The 22,247-nt window shown below is 40.2% G+C and carries 23 protein-coding genes; 21 read left to right on the top strand and 2 right to left on the bottom strand.

Annotated elements, in window-relative coordinates:
- The first annotated feature begins 69 nt into the window (after positions 1-69).
- Positions 70-195 carry a hypothetical protein gene (locus ACFSKV_RS09870; protein WP_380801989.1) on the top strand — a complete coding sequence of 42 codons (126 nt, stop codon included), beginning with the start codon at positions 70-72 and terminating at the stop codon, positions 193-195.
- 524 nt (positions 196-719) lie between these two features.
- Here the strand turns inward: ACFSKV_RS09870 and ACFSKV_RS09865 are convergent.
- The gene (locus ACFSKV_RS09865) at positions 720-854 is read right to left on the bottom strand and encodes a hypothetical protein (protein ID WP_380801988.1); all 135 of its coding nucleotides are present in this window, start codon (positions 852-854) and stop codon (positions 720-722) included.
- A gap of 645 nt (positions 855-1,499) precedes the next feature.
- A complete protein-coding gene (locus ACFSKV_RS09860) occupies positions 1,500-2,231 on the bottom strand; it encodes a hypothetical protein (protein WP_380801986.1) in 732 nt (243 codons plus the stop codon).
- A gap of 980 nt (positions 2,232-3,211) precedes the next feature.
- Here ACFSKV_RS09860 and ACFSKV_RS09855 point away from each other — a divergent pair.
- The 20 genes from ACFSKV_RS09855 (at position 3,212) to ACFSKV_RS09760 (ending at position 21,958) form a co-directional block, all read left to right on the top strand.
- A complete protein-coding gene (locus ACFSKV_RS09855) occupies positions 3,212-3,586 on the top strand; it encodes a four helix bundle protein (protein WP_380801984.1) in 375 nt (124 codons plus the stop codon).
- Between the two features lie 135 nt (positions 3,587-3,721).
- Positions 3,722-4,717, top strand: a complete 996-nt coding sequence (locus ACFSKV_RS09850; protein WP_380801982.1) for a mannose-1-phosphate guanylyltransferase — start codon at positions 3,722-3,724, stop codon at positions 4,715-4,717.
- A gap of 566 nt (positions 4,718-5,283) precedes the next feature.
- A complete protein-coding gene (locus ACFSKV_RS09845) occupies positions 5,284-6,594 on the top strand; it encodes a nucleotide sugar dehydrogenase (protein ID WP_380801979.1) in 1,311 nt (436 codons plus the stop codon).
- Positions 6,595-6,711: 117 nt separating this feature from the next.
- On the top strand, positions 6,712-7,092 hold the full coding sequence (locus tag ACFSKV_RS09840; protein WP_380801977.1) for a GxxExxY protein: 381 nt from the start codon (positions 6,712-6,714) through the stop codon (positions 7,090-7,092).
- Between the two features lie 70 nt (positions 7,093-7,162).
- Positions 7,163-7,915: a 3'(2'),5'-bisphosphate nucleotidase CysQ gene (gene cysQ / locus ACFSKV_RS09835; protein ID WP_380801975.1), complete on the top strand. Its 753-nt coding sequence runs from the start codon at positions 7,163-7,165 to the stop codon at positions 7,913-7,915.
- Between the two features lie 561 nt (positions 7,916-8,476).
- Entirely contained in the window at positions 8,477-8,767 is a 291-nt protein-coding gene (locus ACFSKV_RS09830; RefSeq protein WP_380801974.1) for a DUF6922 domain-containing protein, read from the top strand.
- A complete protein-coding gene (locus ACFSKV_RS09825; RefSeq protein ID WP_380801971.1) occupies positions 8,722-9,348 on the top strand; it encodes a nucleotidyl transferase AbiEii/AbiGii toxin family protein in 627 nt (208 codons plus the stop codon). Before ACFSKV_RS09830 ends, ACFSKV_RS09825 begins: the two co-directional genes overlap by 46 nt.
- Before the next feature lie 217 nt (positions 9,349-9,565).
- Entirely contained in the window at positions 9,566-9,781 is a 216-nt protein-coding gene (locus ACFSKV_RS09820) for an addiction module protein (protein ID WP_380801969.1), read from the top strand.
- A gap of 329 nt (positions 9,782-10,110) precedes the next feature.
- Entirely contained in the window at positions 10,111-10,299 is a 189-nt protein-coding gene (locus tag ACFSKV_RS09815; protein WP_380801967.1) for a hypothetical protein, read from the top strand.
- A 76-nt stretch (positions 10,300-10,375) separates the two neighbouring features.
- Positions 10,376-10,645 carry a hypothetical protein gene (locus ACFSKV_RS09810; RefSeq protein WP_380801965.1) on the top strand — a complete coding sequence of 90 codons (270 nt, stop codon included), beginning with the start codon at positions 10,376-10,378 and terminating at the stop codon, positions 10,643-10,645.
- A gap of 78 nt (positions 10,646-10,723) precedes the next feature.
- Positions 10,724-10,951: a hypothetical protein gene (locus ACFSKV_RS09805; protein ID WP_380801962.1), complete on the top strand. Its 228-nt coding sequence runs from the start codon at positions 10,724-10,726 to the stop codon at positions 10,949-10,951.
- 6 nt (positions 10,952-10,957) lie between these two features.
- Entirely contained in the window at positions 10,958-11,308 is a 351-nt protein-coding gene (locus tag ACFSKV_RS09800) for a DUF4160 domain-containing protein (RefSeq protein ID WP_380801961.1), read from the top strand.
- Entirely contained in the window at positions 11,305-11,541 is a 237-nt protein-coding gene (locus tag ACFSKV_RS09795) for a DUF2442 domain-containing protein (RefSeq protein WP_380801958.1), read from the top strand. The genes ACFSKV_RS09800 and ACFSKV_RS09795 overlap by 4 nt, the downstream gene beginning before the upstream one ends.
- Positions 11,542-11,871: 330 nt before the next feature.
- Entirely contained in the window at positions 11,872-12,060 is a 189-nt protein-coding gene (locus tag ACFSKV_RS09790) for a hypothetical protein (RefSeq protein ID WP_380801956.1), read from the top strand.
- Positions 12,047-12,256, top strand: coding sequence for a hypothetical protein (locus ACFSKV_RS09785; RefSeq protein WP_380801953.1), 210 nt, complete (start codon positions 12,047-12,049; stop codon positions 12,254-12,256). Before ACFSKV_RS09790 ends, ACFSKV_RS09785 begins: the two co-directional genes overlap by 14 nt.
- A 231-nt stretch (positions 12,257-12,487) precedes the next feature.
- Positions 12,488-13,228, top strand: a complete 741-nt coding sequence (locus tag ACFSKV_RS09780) for a polysaccharide biosynthesis/export family protein (protein WP_380803293.1) — start codon at positions 12,488-12,490, stop codon at positions 13,226-13,228.
- 1 nt (position 13,229) lies between these two features.
- Positions 13,230-15,641 (top strand): GumC family protein, encoded by a 2,412-nt coding sequence (locus ACFSKV_RS09775; RefSeq protein WP_380801950.1) that lies wholly within the window; start codon positions 13,230-13,232, stop codon positions 15,639-15,641.
- A 1,095-nt stretch (positions 15,642-16,736) separates the two neighbouring features.
- Positions 16,737-17,945 carry an ATP-binding protein gene (locus ACFSKV_RS09770; protein ID WP_380801947.1) on the top strand — a complete coding sequence of 403 codons (1,209 nt, stop codon included), beginning with the start codon at positions 16,737-16,739 and terminating at the stop codon, positions 17,943-17,945.
- Positions 17,946-18,952: 1,007 nt separating this feature from the next.
- Positions 18,953-20,122 carry an ATP-binding protein gene (locus ACFSKV_RS09765; protein ID WP_380801945.1) on the top strand — a complete coding sequence of 390 codons (1,170 nt, stop codon included), beginning with the start codon at positions 18,953-18,955 and terminating at the stop codon, positions 20,120-20,122.
- Positions 20,123-20,617: 495 nt separating this feature from the next.
- The gene (locus tag ACFSKV_RS09760) at positions 20,618-21,958 is read left to right on the top strand and encodes an RNA-binding domain-containing protein (protein WP_380801942.1); all 1,341 of its coding nucleotides are present in this window, start codon (positions 20,618-20,620) and stop codon (positions 21,956-21,958) included.
- Positions 21,959-22,247: the final 289 nt, after the last annotated feature.

Below are 22,247 nucleotides of genomic sequence, written 5' to 3'. Positions count from 1 at the left end.
GATGAATGAAAAATGGGTGTTTTGCTGGTGACTTAGAGAGAATGAGATTGAGAGAGAGAAAAATAAAAAATGTGTAGGAATGACTCAGAGACTTATAGAGGGGAGACTAAGGGACTGAGTGACTTAGAGATGGTTGGGATGGAGGAGCATGGATGGTTAAAGGTTAAAGATGAAGAGCAAAGGCAAAAGTGGTGACAAAAGTGGGATTTCGAAGGGGGTATTTCTGAAAGGAGGAGCATTGTGAATTGGAGGGATCGGTTATTTAGGAGATTATTAAAGAGCCAAGGCAAAAGGCAAAAGTAAAAAGGAGGAGATGGATTGACTCAGAGACGAAGGGACGGAGGGACGGGGGGAGAGTGTAGAGTGATGAGTGAAAAGTGGAAAGTGGAAAGTGGAAAGTGATGAATTAAGAATGATGGAGCTTTGTGGATTGGGGAGACCGTTTCAGTTGGAGATTATTTAAGAGCCAAGGCAAAAGGAAAAAGTAAAAAGGATGGAGCTTAGTGAGATTATGTGACATTTTCTGTTGAAGAAAAGGATTTTTGGGCCACAAAGCGCACCAAGTACCCAAAGAAATTAAATATTTGGCGGGAAAAGTTGGTCGGTTCAATTATGGCTTTTTTCCAGTTTCTTGAGACGGCTTTGATTGGGTCCAAGCCTGCCTGCCAAAGCATTCAGGCAGGTCAGCGACCTGAACCCTATGCAGTTATCCGAGGCTTTCAGCCCCGGTAGGTTTTGGTGGGATGGGTTTGGTAGAAGCGATGGGCTATACCCATCATTAGGTTATCCTGGCCCTTCAGGCCTTGGCAGTTAGGAGACTGTTCAGATGCTCCGGAAGCAGCTTTATAGGACATTAGAGGAGTCCAGCTTTGGGAGAAGCAGGACAGCAGTCAGGAGACTGCATTGATGGGGTCCAAGCCTGTCTGCCAAAGCATTCAAGTAGGTCAGAGACCGGCCCTATGCAGGCGGGCTTGAACCAGTCGTAGATAGATTTGAGATTGAACTTCACAGCCCCCTAGGGGCGATAGATATAATAACCTGGGGTAAAGGGCAGAAGGCCCGAAGCCCCAGGTTGATGATGCCGGTCCGTATCCAGGGCCGGCGCCCAAAGTAGAATCGGAGAATGTGTGCATTCGCCGGCCATAAGAAATGTGAATTTGTAAGAAAGCAGTCAGGAGACTGCATTGATGGGGTCCAAGACAAAGTCTTGAACCAAGTAAGTAATGATTTTCAAATTGTAAAATTCTGACTTAAAACTTTGCTGAAATGATAAAGTCTAAACATATTTATTGGCAAGTGTGTAATTTTTTTCACTTATCCGATTAATCTTTGGCAAAAAAATCATGTTTTCCTAACTTCAATCTATCAATAATTCAGACATATAGATCGAGTATCCATTAGATTTAAGTAGGGAGAAAATATTTTTTTAACTTCAGTGTTTATTTTTCAAAAGGCGTGGAAAAATCCTCGCCTTTTTTTCAATATAAAGCTAATAAACTTTAAAAATACCGTTGCAAGGTCACATTGATCTGAAGCATGTGATCGTTGCGGTTATTATAACCTGCGTTCCCATCCAAATTATCTGAAAAGGTACGGATCAAGGTGGATTCCAGACTGATATTATACAATTCACCGATTACATAGGATGCCCCTGCCCTTATGGGGACGTGTACAGTAACCGTGCTGACCCTTGAACTTGGGTCCGGACCTTCAGGATTAAATAGCTGCTGACTACGGTTGACAAATAAGGCACCAATTCCTAAACCTCCATACATATTGAACTTTGGTCTATTGCCTAAATTATCCTGGGTAAACAACATAAACTGTGGCATAACATCAAGGTATAATGAACTACCGCTGAAAGAGGCTGCCTGCCCTCTTTCTGCCCATCTTTCTTTTACAGCATCACTGAAACCATCCCAACTGACCAATCTTTGCCAACCAGTGGTCATTCTTAAACCCAAATAGGGTAATAATCCCCTGGTGTAACCTGCGGTTATATTGGGCCTGACGGGAAATTTCATACTGGGATAATCCCCACCATTGTCACCATAAAACATAGAAGGACCAATTCCGAAAAAAACCATATTTCTGCCATCCATTTCCTGATTTTTGAAATTTTGAGCCTGGGCTTCCTGTACCTGACCAAGTGTGTTTAGGAAAAATGCGGTCAACAATAAAATCAGCAGGAAATGAAATTTTGGAGAGGAAACATGAATTATCGATATCATACGGTCTGTGAATTTAAAAGGATTAAGAATTGGAAAAATGACGGAAACAACATCTGGACGTCAAATACTTTTTTTGAATCGCAACAATTGTAAACATACAAAAAAATTAAAAGCGAAGAATTATTTTAGATTAAGTTTTAGGATTAAATTGATCCCAACAATCAAATTTATTAACAAGTGCTTTAATTAAATATTATATGGAAGATGCTAACCTATTCCAAATCAATTAGAAAAGCTTTGTTAGTTAAATCAATAATTTTGGTTGAAGAATTTGTCTTGTCTTACTTTTGTATTCATTTCATATTAAGGAAAATTTTTATCCAACCTTTTAGTTCAAAATTTTATCAGATTTACCTTAGTTAAATTTCCTAAGCATACTATATTTGAAACTAGATAAATTTTAAGGCCAAGAGAAAATGGGAAAACAGGGTTGGCTTTTTTCGATGGTTTTGGCTTGTTAATCGAATTAGATTCAATTCCCGCAGATCAAAAATCTTATCCCTCAGGCTCTCCTGCTAAGTCAATGTGTTGGTAATTTATAATACATGTGACTGAAAGGGCGAAGCTGTATCGTAAGTGGGTATTTAGGCTTTTTTAAGTTGGTGAATGTTATGGATTGTAATTGATGGGGCTTGGAGACGGAGGGACTGAGAGACTGAGTGACGGAGTGACGGAGTGACTGAGAGACTGAGAGACTGAGTGACGGAGGGACTTGAGAAACTGAGGGACTGAATGACGGAGGGACTGAGAGACGGAGGGACTGAGAGACGGAGGGACTGAGAGACTAAGAGACTGAGAGACGGGTGGACTTGAGAGACTAAGAGACTGAGAGACTTGGGGAATGAGAGACGGTGGGATTAGGGGACTTTGGAGGAGATTAAGTTGGAGGACAATTTAAGTTTGTGAAATTTGAAATTTATTGATTTCTTAAGAACTTAGCAGAATTAAATTTTTATTTTACTAACTTTTTAAAATAAGTAATGGGTAAAATCAGGAGTCATGAAGATTTAGAAGTTTTTCAATTAGCCTTCAAAACCTCGATGGAAATATTTGATCTTTCAAAGACATTTCCAGCGGATGAGAAATTTTCTTTGACTGATCAAATTAGAAGAAGCTCAAGGTCTGTTTCTGGAAATATTGCAGAAGGGTTCAGAAAAAGGAGATATCCTAAATCCTTTGTTGCCAAATTGATTGATGCCGAAGGTGAAGCTGCTGAGACTCAAGTTTGGTTATTGTATGCAGTATCATGTAAGTACATAGATTCGGAAACCCGTTTAAGATTAAATAGTATTTATGATATGATTTTAGAGAAATTAGTAAATATGGGAATGAATCCTGAAAAGTGGACCTATTAATCAATTCTATTCTTTCTCTTTGGCTTTTCGAGATAAGCCTTTAAATAGCTAAGTCCCTCAGTCACTAAGCCCCTTTGTCAAAAGTGCTTTTAGAAAACAATTATTAATGAAAACTTCCCCTCTGATTTACAGCCTATGAGTACAATAAACGTCATCCTCAGCGGAGGTCTTGGTTCCAGGTTGTGGCCGCTCTCCAGAAAAAGCAGACCCAAACAATACCTACCTATTTTTGAAGGGGAAACCCTTTTCCAAAAAACGGTACTTCGCAACAGGTCACTTTGTGAGCAGGTCCTTATCGTGGGAAACAAAGACAACTGTCATCTTTCTCAAAAGGATCTGGAAAGTCTGGGCATTAAAGACTACGGAGAAATTATCGAAGCTGCACCCAGAAATACAGCTGCCGCTATCACTTTTGCAGCCCTTTCCTGTCAACCTGATGACATACTTTTCGTTACGCCTTCGGATCAACTTATCATTCCTGATGAGTCTTATGAGTCCGCATTCCAAAGGGCCAAAGAGCTTGCTGAGGAAGGATTTATCGTCACTTTTGGTTTGCAGCCCACCCGACCTGAAACAGGTTATGGCTATATAGAGGCTGATGGGGAGGATGTGAAGAGTTTTCATGAAAAACCCGATAAAAATACCGCTCAGGAATTTTTGGACAGGGGTAATTTCTATTGGAATTCGGGAATGTTCTGTTTCAAAGCCAGTGTATTTTTGGATGAACTGGCCCATTTTGAACCCAATGTGTACCTGAAATCCCTTCAGGCATTTCAGCAGATAGAAGGGAATAGGTTGAAAGAAGATATTTCCCTTGAAATCCCTTCTATTTCAGTGGATTTTGCTGTCATGGAGCGGACCGAAAAAATCAAGGTGGTACCTGCTGAATTTGAATGGTCGGACATGGGTTCCTTCGAATCCATTTATGAATACCTAAGCAAACAGGGATATCCTACAGATGATTTGGGCAATATGGTAATAGGTACCAAACTGCATACTGAATTTACAGGCCTGACCAATACCATTTTGATCCAGACCGAAGATGCCATTCTGGTCCTCAAAAAGGAAAATGCCCAGGATGTGAAAAAGATCTATGAGAGGCTGGAAAGGGATAAGCCGGGGTTGGTTTAGAATGTAGAATGAAGAGTGATGAATTAAGAATGATGGAGTTTTGTGAATTGGGGAGATCGGTTTTGTAAGAAGTTATTTAAGATCCAAGGCAAAAGGCAAAAATAAAAAGGAGGGAGCTTTGTGAGTTTGGGAGATCGGTTCTGAAGAAGAAAGATTTTTTTTAATTACACAGAGGGCCACAGAGGAGGCACGGAGATGCACTGAGAATGTAGAATGAAGAATGGAGAATTAAGAATGAGGGAGCTTAGGTAAGTTTGGGAGATCGGTTCAGTAGGGAAGGAATTAAGAGCCAAGGCAAAAGTAAAGATTAAAAAGGGTTTAAAGTTTCAACTCAAAATTCTCTTCCATTAGAACCTAATTGGTCCAGCTTCTGGAGAAGCAGGACAACGAAACCATGGGAACCTAAAGCGGTAATCTTTTGCTTTTTACCTTTTCCTTCTAACTTTGTAACCCAAACTTTAATATTTTAAATCATTTTATCCTTTTATTTTCAAATCCTTATATTTGCGGAAAATTTAATATTTCAAATAATACATCTTATTCATTTTTATCGCTGAATTAAAAACATGTTAACTCCTTTAAAAGATTCTAAAATCGCCATCATAGGCCTTGGCTATGTTGGCCTGCCATTGGCGGTTGCTTTTGCTGAAAAATTCAAAACTGTAGGTTACGATATAGACCCCAAAAGGGTGGACGAACTCCAAAAAGGCAATGACCGTACCCTTGAGGTGGAAGACGAATTGGTCCAGTCTGTGCTTGTTCCCAATGTGGTGGCTTTGGAAGAAAAGGGCAAAGGTCTATTAGTGACAGATGCTGCTACAGCTATTTCCGGATGCAATATTTATATAGTCACTGTTCCCACTCCAACAGACAGACATAACCGACCTGTATTGACCCCAATGATCAAGGCTTCAGAAGCCATTGGTAAACTCCTCAAAAAAGGGGATGTGGTCATCTATGAATCCACTGTTTACCCTGGAGTTACCGAAGAGGAATGTGTACCTGTTTTGGAGAAAGTTTCAGGACTGAAGTTTAACGAGGACTTTTTTGCGGGTTATTCCCCTGAGCGTATCAACCCGGGGGATAAGGAACATACCGTTACCAAAATCCTGAAAGTAACTTCCGGTTCTACGCCTGAGGTGGCGGAATATGTGGATCAGTTGTACAAGTCCATCATTACCGCGGGAACCCATAAAGCTTCTTCCATTAAGGTAGCGGAAGCTGCCAAAGTCATTGAAAATTCCCAAAGGGATATCAATATTGCATTTGTCAATGAGCTATCAAAAATCTTCAACTTGCTTGGTATTGATACCAATGAGGTCTTAACTGCTGCAGGGACAAAGTGGAACTTTTTACCTTTCAAACCGGGATTGGTAGGTGGACATTGTATAGGGGTAGATCCTTATTATCTGGCCCAGAAGGCCCAGGAGGTAGGCTACCATCCTGAAATCATCTTGGCCGGCCGAAGGTTGAACGACTCCATGGGACGTCATGTGGCCACCGAACTGATCAAGCACATGATGCGCAAGGATCTGAAAGTGATTGATTCCAAAGTGTTGATTTTGGGTTTCACCTTTAAGGAAAACTGTCCTGATATACGCAACACACGTGTTATTGACATTTACCATGAGCTCAAATCCTTTGACATGGATGTGGATGTTTATGACCCATGGGCATCCCCTGAGGAAGTGATGCATGAGTATGGAATTACCGTCATCAATGGGGGTAATCCATTGGATATCAAGCAATATTCAGGCATTGTGTTGGCCGTTTCCCATGACAAGTTCAAAGGATTGGACATCCAAAAGTCAGAAAACTGTGCGGTATTTGATGTGAAAGGGTTCTTGCCGAAGGGGGCTGTTGACGCGAGGCTTTAAAAAAAATTACCACAAAGCGCACAAAGCACACGAAGAAAAATTAAGGTTAAGATAATTCAATAGAAGTCGGATATTTTATTTTTGGGTTGAAGGCTTTAAAAAAAGATCAACTAGTAAATGTTTGATGACAGGTTAGAAGGTAACTTCAAAAAAGTACTGGATGCTTGCTATAAAGTACACAAAGTTTTAGGACCTGGTCTTTTGGAAAATGCCTATGAAGTCTGTTTGGCACATGAGCTTCATAATATGGGTCTTAGTGTAAAAACGCAAGTTTCTTTACCTCTGATTTATGAAGGCGTAAAATTAGATGCTGGTTATAAGATAGATATTCTAGTTGAAGAAAGCATTATCATTGAACTTAAGGTGGTGGAAGAATTGAGTCCAGTGCATTTGGCTCAGATTTTAACTTATTTAAAATTGTCAGGAATCAGACTTGGATTATTGGCAAACTTTAATGTTAAACTAATGAAACATGGCCTGAAAAGAGTAGTCCTTTAAACGCCTACTCAGCCTCAAATATTATTACCAAATATACTTAGTGCACTTGGTGTGCTTAGTGGTTAAAACTATGCATCTTCAGTCCCTAACAACGCTCGCTAAATCTGCCTCCCTTGAAGCTGGGAAGGTTATTCTTTCCATTTACAACTCCTTTGACCTGGGCGTGGAATACAAAAAAGACGATTCGCCGCTGACCAAGGCTGACATCGCCGGACATGAGGTGATTGTGACATATTTAAAGGAAAGTGGTCTTCCCATACTTTCCGAAGAGGGAGCACAAACCCCTTATGACATCCGTAAAAACTGGGATTATTATTGGCTGGTAGATCCACTGGACGGGACGAAGGAGTTTATCAAAAAGAATGGGGAATTTACGGTGAATATCGCCCTGATCCACCAACAAAAGGCCGTTTTAGGGGTGGTATATGCGCCTGTTTTGGGATGGTTGTACTGGGGAAACAGGGAAGACGGAGCTTGGAAAAAGGAAGGAGAGAACCCACCAATCAGGATTCAGGGTAAAAGAAATGCCCCTGTCAAAACCATTGTAGCCAGCCGTTCCCACCTGAGTGAAGAGACAAAAGAGTTTATCGATCAATATCCTGACGCGGAGACCGTCAGTATGGGGTCGAGTTTGAAGTTTATGTTGGTGGCTGAGGACAGGGCCCAGATTTATCCCCGTTTCGCGCCCACCATGGAGTGGGACACTGCAGCTTCCCAAGCTATAGTGGAAGCCGCGGGCCGACAGGTGCTGACCTATCCGGAGCTGGAGCCGATGAAATATAATAGGGAGGATATGCTGAATGGGTGGTTTCTTGTCAGATGAGGTTGAGTAATGTTTCGGACTTAGAGACTGAGCGACGAAGAGATGGGGAGACGGAGGGAGAGTGTAGAGTGATGAATGAAAAGTGGAAAGTGATGAAATAAGAATGATGTAGCTTTGTGAATTGGGGAGATCGTTCCTCTTGGGAAAAAGGATATTTTGAACCGTGAAGAGCAGTAAGTGCACTAAGAAAAAAGTAGGTAAAAGGGATTAAAGAAAAATTCTTACCATAATAGAGGTCCAGCTTCTGGAGAAGCAGGACAACGGGAAACGAAGTGTTTCGGACCTAGAGACTGAGCGACTAAGAGATGGGGGGACGGAGGGAAGTTCGGATGGTTTAAGGTTTAAAGATTAAGTGCCAAGGCAAAAGTAAAATGGGTTTAAAGTTTCAGCTCAAAATTCTCTTTTAATAAAACTTAATTGGTCCAGCTTCTGGAGAAGCAGGACAACGGAGAAGTAATACAACTGACAATAGTACTCTACAACAATGACAACCCTTTCCCCAAAATTTCTTATCTTGTTATAGTAGAATGGTTATAAAATTGATCCTTCTCTAGAACTAGTATGTTAGATAATTTATCAGATAGATTATTTTGGGATGTAGATCCTAAATCGCTGGATTGGGAAAAAGATATTTCATTGATTATTTCGAGGGTTCTTGAAAGAGGAACTCTTCAGGAATGGAGGACAATTGAGCAAAGATATGGCTTAAACAAGATTGTAAGTGTTGCCAAAGAAATAAGATCACTGGATTTATTGGCAATAAATTTCCTCGCGCAAATATCAGGAACCCCAATTACTGAATTCCGATGTTACAATACCAAACAGTTGAACCAAAAACACTGGACATATTAAGAAAAATTTCCAGTTTGTCGGTTTTCTCAGAACATAGACTTGTTGGAGGTACATCTTTAGCATTACAATATGGCCACAGGCTTTCAATTGATCTTGATTTTTTCAGTTCTGAGAAGATTGATTATGAAGAAATTTTATTGAACATCCAACCCTTAGGTAGAGTAGAAGTAGTATCGAGATCGAAATTTATTAACTGTTTCTTTGTCAATGATGTCAAAGTGGATTTTGTATCATTGCCTTATCCATGGATTGATGATCCAATCATTTACGATTCAATTAGGTTGGCGAGTATAAAAGATATTGCAGCAATGAAGTTAGCGGCAATTACCAACAGAGGTTCAAAAAAAGATTTCATCGATATTGCTTTACTGATTGAGAAATTGGGACTTGATCAAATGATGAGATGCTATCAAGAAAAATACCCTGATGGAATGGATATGATGGTAATAAGAAGTTTAGTTTATTTTGAGGATGCAGAAGCTCAAGCTGATCCAGTAATGTTGATTCCTTACGAATGGGAAAGTATTAAAAAGCTAATTTTGGATGAAACCAAAAAAATTTTAAAAAAAAGGGAAGTATAAAAGCGGCGCTTTCTTCATTTTAAACCACAATAGAAAACATAGTACACATAGTTGCAGCGCCCAGTTTGGTAATTGGCTGAAGGGATTAAAGTAAACTTTCTTACCATAAAAGATGTCCAGCTTCTGGAGAAGCAGGACAACGGACAACGGAATAATAAATACGGATCATTTAAAACACGTATATTGGAATAAAACAAAACTTCTTTAAATAATGGCTATGGAAAACAAGGTTAAAATGCTGGAAGATTTATTGAAATTGACGCCATTGGAGAAGGCCAATATTATTGAAATTCTTTTAAAAAGTCTTGATGAGCCTGATGCTGAGATGGATAAACTATGGGCAGAGGAAGCGGAAAATCGGATTGATGGTTTTGAAAGGGGAAAGATAGAAAGTTTGACCTTGGATGAGTTTTTTGATAAAAGGAAAGAATAAACAATGGAAATCCGATTTCTTAGTCCTGCATAGGTTGAGTTGGATGAATCATATGCTTTTTACGAATCGCAACAGAAATTTTAGTATTGGCAGTCGCTCATTTACATAGAAGGCCCAGGTATTGGAAGGGGTCAAGAGACTAAATAAATTAAAGAGGGAAGCCACGAATTACAATAATTCCACTAATTTTTCTGGTTTTTGAGGTGGTAAGCGAACTCGAGGTCTTTGGTTTATCAAAGCAGGATAGAAAAATGAATTAGGCGCGGGGCTTGCGAATTTTCACTCTTGCCTGCAGCAGGCAGGAATTCCGAGCTGAATCTGTAAACATAATGAATCCAATATACGATTATGAAACAAGATCCAGCCCCATGGGGGCGATAGATATAATAACCGGGGGTTTTAACCCCTTGGGTAAAAATGCCCAGCCCGGTTACAGAGTCGGCGCTGTAAAAGTAAACCGAAGCAGATTAGTGACACGCCGACGATATGGAACTGAAACCACAGATGGACAGAGATAAACACACCTGCCTGCAGCAGGCGGGGATAAAAGCTGCGCTTTTTGAAAAACCACAATAGAAAACATAGTACACATAGTTGCAGCGCTCAGTTTGGTATTTGGCTCAAGGGATTAAAGAAAACTTTCATACCATAAAAGATGTCCAGCTTCTGGAGAAGCAGGACAACGGAGAGAAGCAGGACAACGGAAAAAGCCCCATCGGGGCGATAGACATAATAACCAGGGGTTTTAACCCCTTGGGTAAAAATGCCCAGCCCGGTTACAGAGTCGGCGCTGTAATAGTAAACCGAAGCAGATTCGTGACACGTCGACGATATGGAACTGAAACCACAGATGGACAGAGATAAACACAGATTAAAAGCTGCGCTTTTGAAAAACCACAATAGAAAACATAGTACACATAGTTGCAGCGCCCAGTTTGGTAATTGGCTCAAGGGATTAAAGAAAACTTTCATACCATAAAAGATGTCCAGCTTCTGGAGAAGCAGGACAACGGAGAGAAGCAGGACAACGGAAAAAGCCCCATCGGGGCGATAGACATAATAACCAGGGGTTTTAACCCCTTGGGTAAAAATGCCCAGCCCGGTTACAGAGTCGGCGCTGTAATGGTAAACCGGAGCAGATTCGTCACCGCCGGCGATATGGAACTGTAACCACAGATGGACAGAGATAAACAAAGATTAAAAGCTGCGCTTTTGAAAAACCACAATAGAAAACATAGCACACATAGTTGCAGCGCCAAGTTTGGTATTTGGCTGAAGGGATTAAAGAAAAATTCTTACCATAAAAGAGGTCCAGCTTCTGGAGAAGCAGGACAACGGGGAGGTTTTAAAAGATCCTGTAAATTTTGGTTGGAGCCAGATATCGAACTAGTCGAAAACAAAAAGGGGGAATTCACCGAAAAGGAATTAAATGAAATTAAAAAACTCATAAAAATCCACCAAAAAACCCTATTGGATCAATTATCGTTATTTTATGAAAACAAAGAAGTCAAAGCCATTAGATTATGAGTACACTAATTAAATCACCTTCTATCATTCATGTTCAATTTAAAGGGAATACCCTTATGGAAATTGAATTGGATAACGGAAGAACCTTTTTCATTCAATTGGATGAGTTTCCAGAAATCAAAAAACTTTCGAGGAATGAAAAGGAAGACTTTGAAGTGATTGACGGAAATTATTTATCTTTTTTGAATATTGATAAAATTTACAGCATTAAAGAATTGATTGGAGTTTATTAAAATCACGGATAAAACCATAGTAGCCCTACTTTTTTAAAAACCACATAGACACAGTAGATCACATAGAAAAGCTGCGCTTTGGATGCTTAACCACAGATAGATACTGATTAACACTCCTGCCTGCGGCAAGCGGGGTAAAAGCTGCGCTTTCTTAATTTTAAACCACGAATTACACAAATTACACGAATTCTTCTGGTTTTTAAGGTGGTAAGCGAACTCGAGGTCTTTGGTTTATCAAAGCAGGATAGAAAAATGAATTAGGCGCGGGGCTTGCGAATTTTCACTCTTGCCTGCAGCAGACAGGAATTCCGAGCTGAATCTGTAAACATAATGAATCCAATATACGATTATGAAACAAGATCCAGCCCCATGGGGGCGATAGATATAATAACCGGGGGTTTTAACCCCTTGAGCCAAAAATGCCCAGCCCTTCACCGAGTCGGCGCTGTAAAAGTAAACCGAAGCAGATTAGTGACACGCCGACGATATGGAACTGAAACCACAGATGGACAGAGATAAACACTCCTGCCTGCAGCAGGCGGGGATAAAAGCTGCGCTTTTGAAAAACCACAATAGAAAACATAGTACACATAGTTGCAGCGCCCAGTTTGGTCATTGGTTAAAGGGATTGAAGAAAAATTCTTACCATAATAGAGGTCCAGCTTCTGGAGAAGCAGGACAACGGGAGTCAATAAGAAAGTTCAAGCCTGCCTGAATGCTTTGCAGGCAGGCTTGAACCATAACAACCATGATAACGATGACAACACGACAACAAGAAAACAACCCTTTTCCCAAAAATCCCTAACTTGCCACCGTTTCTCCTTTCATTCAACATTCTTAATTCCAAATTCCACTGATGTTTTTCAAACACTTTAGACTTTTACTGATACCGGTTTTGTTTACATTGCTATATACGAGCTGTGTTCCCAACAAAAAGATCATCTATATGCAGCAACTTGAGGATAATCCAGATCCTTTGGTGTATGCCAGTGACATGATTCCTTATGATACAGAAGAATACAGACTCCAATACAATGATATTGTAGATATCAGCATCCGGACAGCCAGTAAAGAACTGAATGAACTTTTTTCCCTATTCGAGCAAGGTCAGGTACAGAACAATATGATGATGCAGGGAGGAAGATCCGGAGGAGATATATTCTTTATGACGGGCTTTACACTGGACGATAGAGGCATCGTGGAGCTCCCGCTTTTAGGGGAAGTGAAACTTTCCGGTACCACCACCAAAGAAGCCAAAGAAATCATTGAGGAACGAATGATGGAATTTGTCAATAAGGAAGACCTTTTTGTGCGGGTAAGACTGGGTGGGATCAGGTATTCCGCACTAGGAGAATTCAGGGTAGCCGGCAAACATAATATCCTGCAAAACCGGGTGACCATTTTCGAAGCCATCGCCAATGCCGGAGACCTCACCGAGGTGGCCAAAAGAGATGAACTGGTCCTGGTCAGACAATACCCGGAAGGATCAAGGATGTTCAGGATCAACCTGAACAATAAAAACCTGCTTTCCTCAGAATTTTACTTTATCCAACCCAATGACATGCTCTATGCTGAGCCTATGAAAGTCAGGGAACTGGGAACAGGGGTCAATTTTGTACAAACTTTCTCCCTTGCCGTGACTACGCTTTCTGCGGTACTCTTGGTAATCAATGCACTGGAAAACTAACATGAATCCGAATACAAATACTAATTTACCCCAACAACCATTTCAGGAAGAAGACGACCTACATCAGATTAAGGATATCGTCCGTCGCTACCTGCGCAACTGGTATTGGGTAGGCTTTTCCCTGGCTGTCTTTTTGATTGGGGCATTTTTGATCAACCGATGGACTCCAAGGGTGTACCGTTCTTCTTCCCAGTTTTTTATCAAACAGGAGGAAGCCGGACTCAATTTATTCAATCAGGGATATTTTGGTTACAATTCCGAACTGGATGTCACCAATCAGATGATAATCCTAAAGTCCAGACCCATTGCCGAACTGGCATTGAAGAAGCTGAACTTTGATGTAGAATACCATTACGAGGGTTATGTGACCAAAGCTGAATACTATCCAACTGCACCCATCCTGGCGGAGGTAGACTGGAAGCATCCCCAATTGGTCAATGGGGAAATACAGATCCAGTGGACTGACAAAAACCAATTCAGTATTGGATTTCCCGATGAAAAATACGGACTGACCCAAGCCAATAATCCAGGCATTACCAACATCAATCGGCCTGTCCTTGAAAAAAGCCAGTTTGCTTTCGGAGAATGGATAGAAACTCCTTTTATGCGGATAAAAATCTCCCTTACTTCCGGTGAAAATGAGGGTAGAATCCTGGTTAAGCTGCGGGATAAACAGGGATTGATCAATCAATATGCGGGATCGGTGGATATTGTTACCGTGGATAAATTTTCTTCCATTTTGCAGCTTTCCATTAATACCAATTTAGCTTCCAAGGGAGTGGATTACCTCAATGCCCTGATGGAGGCTTATCTGGAAAATGAACTGGACCAGAAAAACCGCACGGCCACCAATACCATCAATTTTATCGATGAGCAATTATCCGGACTTTCAGATAGCCTTTCATTTATAGAAAACAGGTTGGAAAGTTTCCGTTCGGCAAACCGTATCTATGATATCAGTTCGGAAGGCACCAGTGTATTCCGTAATCTGGCAGATCTGGACCGTGAACTGGCCCAGGAGAAAATGAAGCGGGAATATTATCGCAACCTTCAGAGTTATCTGGTGAAGGAGGATTATAATGAGATTATCGTTCCTTCCGGTTTGGGTATAGATGATCCCATCCTGAATAACCTGATAAAAAACCTGCTGGAACTTCAGAACCAAAAAGCTTCGCTGATGACTACGCAGAAGGAAGCTTCGCCGGCAGTAAGGGAAGTAAACCGCAAACTAGAAGATCTGAACAATTCCATCCGGGAACTCTTGGTCAATGTGGATGAAAATGCCGCCTTTCTGATAAGGGATTTAGAGCGGAGGATTGGACAGATTGATCTGGAATTCAGCAAGCTCCCCGCCAAAGAACAGAACTTGTTACGCATACAAAGGGATTATTCTTTTTCAGAAGGGATTTACACTTTCCTTGCACAGAAAAGAGCAGAAGCTGCGATTTCCAAGGCTGCCAATACCCCCAATAATAAAATCATTGAATTTGCCCAAGCAGGAGGGGTAATTACACCCAAACCTATGCGGAATTACGCTTTAGCACTTTCCTTGGGCATGCTGATTCCCCTACTTTTTGTTTTAGCAAAGGTGTACCTTAGCGATAAAGTAAAAGATATCAAAGAACTGGAAAAAAAATCAAAGGTGCCCGTCCTGGCTTCTGTGGCTTTCCGAAAATTGTATAATGAACTGGTAGTGTTCAATGATAAAAACTCAGGGATTACGGAGGCCTTCCGTTCCCTTAGGGCCAATATGAATTTTGTTCTGCCCAAAGATCAATCTTCGGTGATTTTATTAACATCCAATACTTCCGGAGAGGGCAAAACCTTTTGTTCCATCAATTTGGCTTCTGTCTATTCCCTTTCCGGAAAGAAAACCCTGCTGATTGGAACTGACCTCAGAAAACCAAAAATTGCGAAAGATTTTGATTTTAAAAATGACAAGGGGCTTTCCAATTACCTCAGTGGACAGGAGACAGATTGGAAAAAGCTGGTCAAAGCAACTACATATGAGCACCTGGATGTTTTACTTTCCGGCCCTATTCCTCCCAATCCTTCCGAACTGATCGGAAATGGGAAAATGGAAGCCTTGATCCAGGAGCTTAAGCATATCTATGATGTGGTCATTTTGGATACCCCGCCAATAGGGATGGTTTCTGAAACTTTGGAAATGTTTCCTTTGGCAGATGTGGCTTTCTTTGTGGTACGTTATGACTATACCTTAAAATCCGGTATAGACCATATCAACCAACTCAAAACCAACCAAAAGCTCAAACAAGCCTACATCATCTTTAATGCAGTAGATGAGAAGGAGATGCAGTACAATTACGGGTATGGGTATGGGTATGGAGGGTATTATGGAGAAGAGGAAAGAAAGGGGCTATTGGCGGGTATAAGGAAAAAATGGTTCGGGTAAGGAGTTTCTGGGAATTAAGAATTTTGAATTTTGAATTAGGAATTGGGTCTACGTCATTGCGAGGCGCTATTTGTATGCTAAATTGATTGTCATTTCCATGCACTAAAAAGATACAAAGCTCAATAAGGCGCCGTGGCAATCTCTTTGAAATTGGGTAGTTGTACTGCTATTCCAGAAGCCATAGGCTAGTTTTTTTAAAGCTAAATAGCTAAGTAATAAGAGCCAAGGCAAAAGTAAAAAGTGACGCTGCGCTTGTTTTAGGTTACACAGAGTCGCACAGAGGAGTCACAGAGATTCACCGAGAGAGGTTTGGAAGAGCCAAGGCAAAAACTTGTCCCGAAGAATTTCGGGAGTAAAAAGAGCCAAGTTGGAGAACCATTAAGGAGTTAAGAGGTTTAAGGTTTTCATTAAGGGGCGGTAAAGAGCCAACTTGAAAAACACCAATAGCCCTGAAAGGGCATGATAACCAAGGAAAAGGTGAAGCCTTTTCTGAAAACCAAGCCAAACACTACCCAACCTACCGGGCAGGGATAATAAGTAAAAAAAGTAAAGGATAAAAAATCCAATTCCAATTGCAAAGATACCCTACAGCACCAACCTTTGAGGTTTTTGATACCTCGAAGGTTTTGGAAAATGATTAAATAGAACGCCGATGACGCGGATAAAGCTGATAATCGCTGATCTGAGCTGGAACAAATCCGCGAGCATCCGCTAACACTTTACGTTTAACCATTAACCATTCAAGTTCAAAGTTCAAGGTTTTACGAATTTTGTAGTGTACACCAGAACCAATGGACTTCTGAACCTTGAACGAATGAAAGCTTAACCTTGAACCCCTGACCCCGACTTATCTAAACAGGGAAAGAAATAGGTTACCTGCCAACAGCTAATAATCATCCTTGAATATGCACAATAAAAAAATCTGAAATTTGCACAATAAAAAATCTGAAATTTGCACACTAAAAAACCTGAAATTTGCACACTAATAAGTCTACAATTTGCACAATACTACTATAAAATGTACATTTGAGAAAGATCAAAGGGTAGTTTATGAGTTATATTGAACGATTAGTTGAAGATGATTTAATAGCGAAAATGGCAGCTTCCGGAGCGGTACTTATAAAAGGACCGAAGTCATGCGGAAAAACAGAAACAGCAACACGATATGCCAAAAGCGTATTGAGAATGGATAGAGATCCGCAAGTTTCGGTAATCATGGCAACTAATCCACAATTGTTATTAGAAGGAGCGATCCCGCGATTGATTGATGAATGGCAAGAACAGCCTGAAATTTGGAATTACGTCAGACATGAAGTCGATAACCGTAAGTCAAAAGGTATGTTTATACTTACAGGATCCTCCAATCCGCCTGAAAATGTGAAGCTCCACAGTGGTGCAGGACGTTTTACAGTCATACAAATGGATACAATGACTTGGCAAGAATTGGGATATTCCAGCGGTACTGTAAAACTATCAGATTTGCTTAATGGAAAATTGAATGACTATTACGAGCCCGCCATTTCATTAGAGTTTATCATTGAAAGAATATGCATAGGTGGTTGGCCTACATTGATCAATGAGGAGTTGAAAAATGCCTTGAATATGAATCGGGGTTATATTGATTTACTTTGTGAGGTAGATATGAGTCAAGTGTATGGAATTAAGCGGAATCCCCATAAAGTTCGAAGTTTATTGCGCTCTCTTTCCAGAAATACAGCGACTTTGGTAGATAATAAGACCTTAGAGAAAGATGTCAAAATCAATGAAAACAATGAACTATCAAGAAACACACTTTCTGATTACTTAGGTGCATTGTCCAACTTAATGATTCTATACGATCAGCCAGCTTTCAACCCTCACATTCGTTCATCCGCATCGTTACGCAAATCGCCCAAAAGGCACCTGTGCGACCCTTCTTTAGCTGTTGCAGTTTTGGGCTTGGACAAGGAAGCATTGATAAAAGATATAAAGTACACAGGTTTTCTTTTTGAATCATTGGCCATACACGAATTAAATGTATATGCCAAACCAAATGATGCTACTGTTTACCATTATAATGATTCTTACGGGTATGAAGTGGATGCCATCGTGCAGAAACGCAACGGAGACTATGCCGCTTTTGAAATAAAATTAGGTGTAGGATTCATTGAAGAAGCAGCAGAAAATCTCAAAAAGTTCGCAGCCAATATTGATACAGAAAAAATGCAAGCACCAAAATCACTGAATATTATTACCGGGACAGGGATGAGCTATCGTCGCCCAGATGGAATAAATGTGATTTCATTGGCATCACTGGGAAAATAGAGTATGCTGAACCAGATGAGGTCTATGAATTAAGAATGATGAATTAAGAGTGAGGAATGGGGGGAGAGAATGTAGAATGAAGAATGAAGAGTGAAGAATAGTTCGCGTACATAGAAGGGTTGCTAGTGTAAAAGGCCTCACCTTGTCACCTCGACTAAGGAGAGGTCTATTAAGAATACAGAGAAAACCATTAAGAAGTTAAGGTATTTAAGAATTTCATTAAGAAGAATTTCCCAAAAGGCCTGAAGGGCCGTTCTGTAACAGCCCAGGGTGAAGCCCTGGGAATAAGGTTTCCATTAAGAGTGGCAAGAAATCATTTGAAAAACACCAATAGCCCTGAAAGGGCATGATAACCAAGGAAAAGGTGAAGCCTTTTCTGAAAACCAAGCCAAACACTACCCAACCTACCGGGCAGGGATAATAAGTAAAAAAAGTAAAGGATAAAAAATCCAATTCCAATGCAAAGATACCCTACAGCACCAACCTTTGAGGTTTTTGAAACCTCGAAGGTTTTGGAAAATGATTAAATAGAACGCCGATGACGCGGATAAAGCTGATAATCGCTGATCCGACCAGTATCAAATCCGCAAGCATCCGTCAAATCTGAGTCATCAGAGTTCTATAAGACTAGAATCCGTATACTTCGACTTCGCTCAGTACAAGTAACGATGATTGTGCAGATTTGCACAGATCTCAGGTTAAAAAAAATCCGCGTCCATCCGCTAAATCCGCGTCATCTGCGTTCCATAAAAATAGAACGCAAATATTTCGGCTTAACTCAGTACAAGTATCGCTGATGCTACGGATTTTCGCTGATCGAAGCTGGAATAAATCCGAGATAATCTTCTAGTTCCCTGCCTTAGTTCCTGCGGCAGGCAGGAGCATCACCTGTATTTAGCAAATTCGAAGTACTAGCATTCCATAAAAAAGCACCACCTAAGTGCAAATATAAGTAAAAAATGCACTATAATTGTGCAATATAATATAATGTGGTTCAAGTCTTTTAAATGGAGCGTTTATTTCAATACTCAAATCAATTAATATCTCAGGTTGGTACTGCCTTTAAGCGCTATGCGCATAGCGATATAAATTGGCAAAACAGGCTAATAGGTTTAATTGGTCCGCGAGGTGTAGGAAAAACCACCCTGGTATTGCAATACATCAAAGAAAACTTAGACATTTCCCAATCGCTTTATGTAACTTCAGAAGATTTTTATTTTGCCACCAATAGTTTGATTGATTTGGCTGATAGTTTTGTTAAAAACGGAGGTAAAAATTTATTTATAGACGAAATACACAAATATCCCAACTGGTCAAGAGAATTAAAACTCATATACGATTATCACAAAGATTTAAGAATAGTTTTTACCGGCTCATCGGTACTCGATATTAAAAAGGGAAGTTCGGATTTGAGCAGAAGGGCAGTAGTGTACACGATGCAAGGGCTGTCTTTCAGGGAGTATTTAGAACTGTTTCATCAAATATATCTCCCAAAGTTCAGCTTGCAGGACATATTAAATCTTCAGGTAAGGCTGCCTCAATTACCGCATCCATTACCATTATTCAAAAAATATTTACTAAACGGATACTATCCTTTTGCAATAGAGGATGATTTTGAAATAAGGCTGCAACAAGTGGTAAACCAAACTTTGGAAAATGATATACCAAGTTTTGCAGGAATGCATGTAGCTACCGGTAGAAAGTTAATAAAATTAATGGGCATCATCGCTCAAAGTGTTCCGTTTAAACCCAACATGACCAAAATTGCAGAAATGCTTCAAATAAGCCGAAACAATGTTGCAGATTACCTTTTGTATATGGAAGATGCAGGCATGATTGCTCAATTAAGGCATCAAACAGAAGGCATCAGGCTGTTGGGCAAAGTTGAAAAAGTGTATTTAGACAATACCAATTTAATAAATGTATTGGCCAATGAAAATAAAAATACGGGCAATATCAGAGAAACCTTTTTCATCAATCAGGTAAGGGTAAAGCACAGGGTTACTTCATCAACAATAGCAGACTTTAGAATAGATGATATAGATTTTGAAATAGGAGGAAAACAAAAAGGTCAAAGACAAATCAATCAAACCCCAAAAGGCTATGTAGTGAAAGACGATATTGAAACAAGTTATCAAAACACCATACCCCTTTGGCACTTTGGCCTATTGTATTAAAAAAAAGTCAAACGAAAGAAGAACGCAAAGCAGCTGGCTGTGAGGGCACCAACCTTTGAGGTTTTTGAAACCTAGAAGGTTTTGGAAAATGATTCATAGAAAACTGATAGTTCGCAAGCTTACAATTATAGAACGCGCCTGCCTTCCTGCGATCAGCAGGCAGGGATAGTTCGGCTTCGCTCAGTACCGGGGTTGGAACGCAGATGAACGCAGATGGGAAAGATAATCGCGGATTTTTCAAAGCTCGAATCATCCAGCCCTGTAACCTGGCCCAAGCCTACCCCGTCCCGATAATTATCGGGATTCGGGGGTCCAAAGGGACATTTATTAAACGGCTTGTCCTGCGTCATCTGCGCTACATAAAACTAGGACGAGGATACTTCGGCTTCGCTCAATACAAGTAACGCTCCTGCCTGCCGCAGGAACTAAGGCAGGGATGTAGCTGATAATCGCTGATTCGTTTAGGGAAAAGTTCATTAGAAAGTTCAAATCGCAATGCCTGAAAATCATAGGTTAGAATATAAGCAACAGCTGAACGAAAGTCTTGAAAAAGAAGTCGTTGCTTTTCTAAATTACCTTGGTGGAGGGATTATCTATATAGGATTGGATAATAATGGTAAGGTATTGGGTGTTGAAAATTCAGATTGTTTACAGCTTCAGATTAAAGATCGGATCAAAAACAATATTTCACCTTCCTGCCTTGGTTTATTTGATGTAATAGAAGAAACCCTAGAGGGAAAATCAGTAATAAAAATCATAATAGCTAGTGGTCAGGAGAGGCCCTACTACCTTAAAAAATACGGGATGTCCGAAAAGGGTGCCTTTATTCGAAAAGGTAGCGCCGCTGAACCTATGACTTCCAAAATGATAGAGGAGTTATTTGCCAAACGGATTCGAAATTCTATTGGGAAAATTAAATCACCTAGGCAGGACCTTAAATTTGAACAACTCCGCATTTACTACGATTCGGCAGGTAAAACACTGAACAGCCAATTTCAAAAAACTCTAGAGCTAATTAATGAGGACGGGAAACTTAATTACGTAGCCTATTTGCTGGCTGATAATAATAATATATCGGTAAAAGTTGCACGGTATAGGGCAGAGGATAGAGTGGATTTAATTCAGAGTGAAGAATTTGGTTTCTGTTCATTGATTAAAGCTACCAAACAGGTACTTGATAAAATTGAAGTTGAAAATAAAACTTTCACAAAAATTACATCCAAAGAGCGTATTGAAAGGAAGCAATGGAACACATTAGCACTACGTGAGGCCGTAATTAATGCAATGGTGCACAATGATTATACCTACGAATTGGCACCTAAGTTCGAATTCTTTTCAGATCGATTTGAAGTGACCTCATACGGAGGTTTACCTCAAGGATTGTCCAAAGATGAGTTTTTTCAAGGTATTTCTATCCCTCGCAGCAAAGAATTGATGCGGGTGTTTAGAGATATGGAACTGGTTGAGCAATTGGGTTCTGGAATACCCAGAATCCTGATATCTTACGGTAAAGAATGTTTTCATTTCTCTGAAAATTACATCCGTATGAGTTTTCCGATAAGTTTAGAAGATGAGCAAACTGTGGGAGAAACTGTGGGAGAAACTGTGGGAGAAACTGTGGGAGAAACTGTGGGAGAAACTGTGGGAGAAACTGCCCGAGGAATACTCAACAGAATTAAGGAAAATCCTTCTGTTACTCGAGAAGAACTCTCCAAAAAATTGAATATAACTGTTCGTGGCGTTGAATATAATTTAAGTAAGCTTAAGAAAATGGGAATCCTAGTAAGAGAAGGTTCCACAAAAAGTGGGAAATGGATTGTTGTAACAAAAAAGTAAAGTAATGTATTGAGGAATTTGTAGCGAAAGAAGATAAGCTAGTGAAAACTCTTAAGGTTTAAGAGATTTAATTTTTCATTAAGAAAGTACAATGACTCAATCTGAAAAACACCAACAGCCCTGAAAGGGCATGAAAATCAAGGAAAAGGTGTAGCCTTTTCCGAAAACCAAGCCAAACACTACCCAACCTACCGGGCAGGGATAATAAGTAAAAAAAGTAAAGGATAAAAAAATCAAATTCAAGGCAAAGATTCCCTACAGCACCAACCTTTGAGGTTTTTGAAACCTT

It is taken from the genome of Shivajiella indica (genome assembly GCF_042683085.1).
GTDB classification, from domain to species: Bacteria; Bacteroidota; Bacteroidia; order Cytophagales; family Cyclobacteriaceae; genus Shivajiella; species Shivajiella indica.
This window is presented reverse-complemented; position numbering and strand designations above follow the sequence as displayed.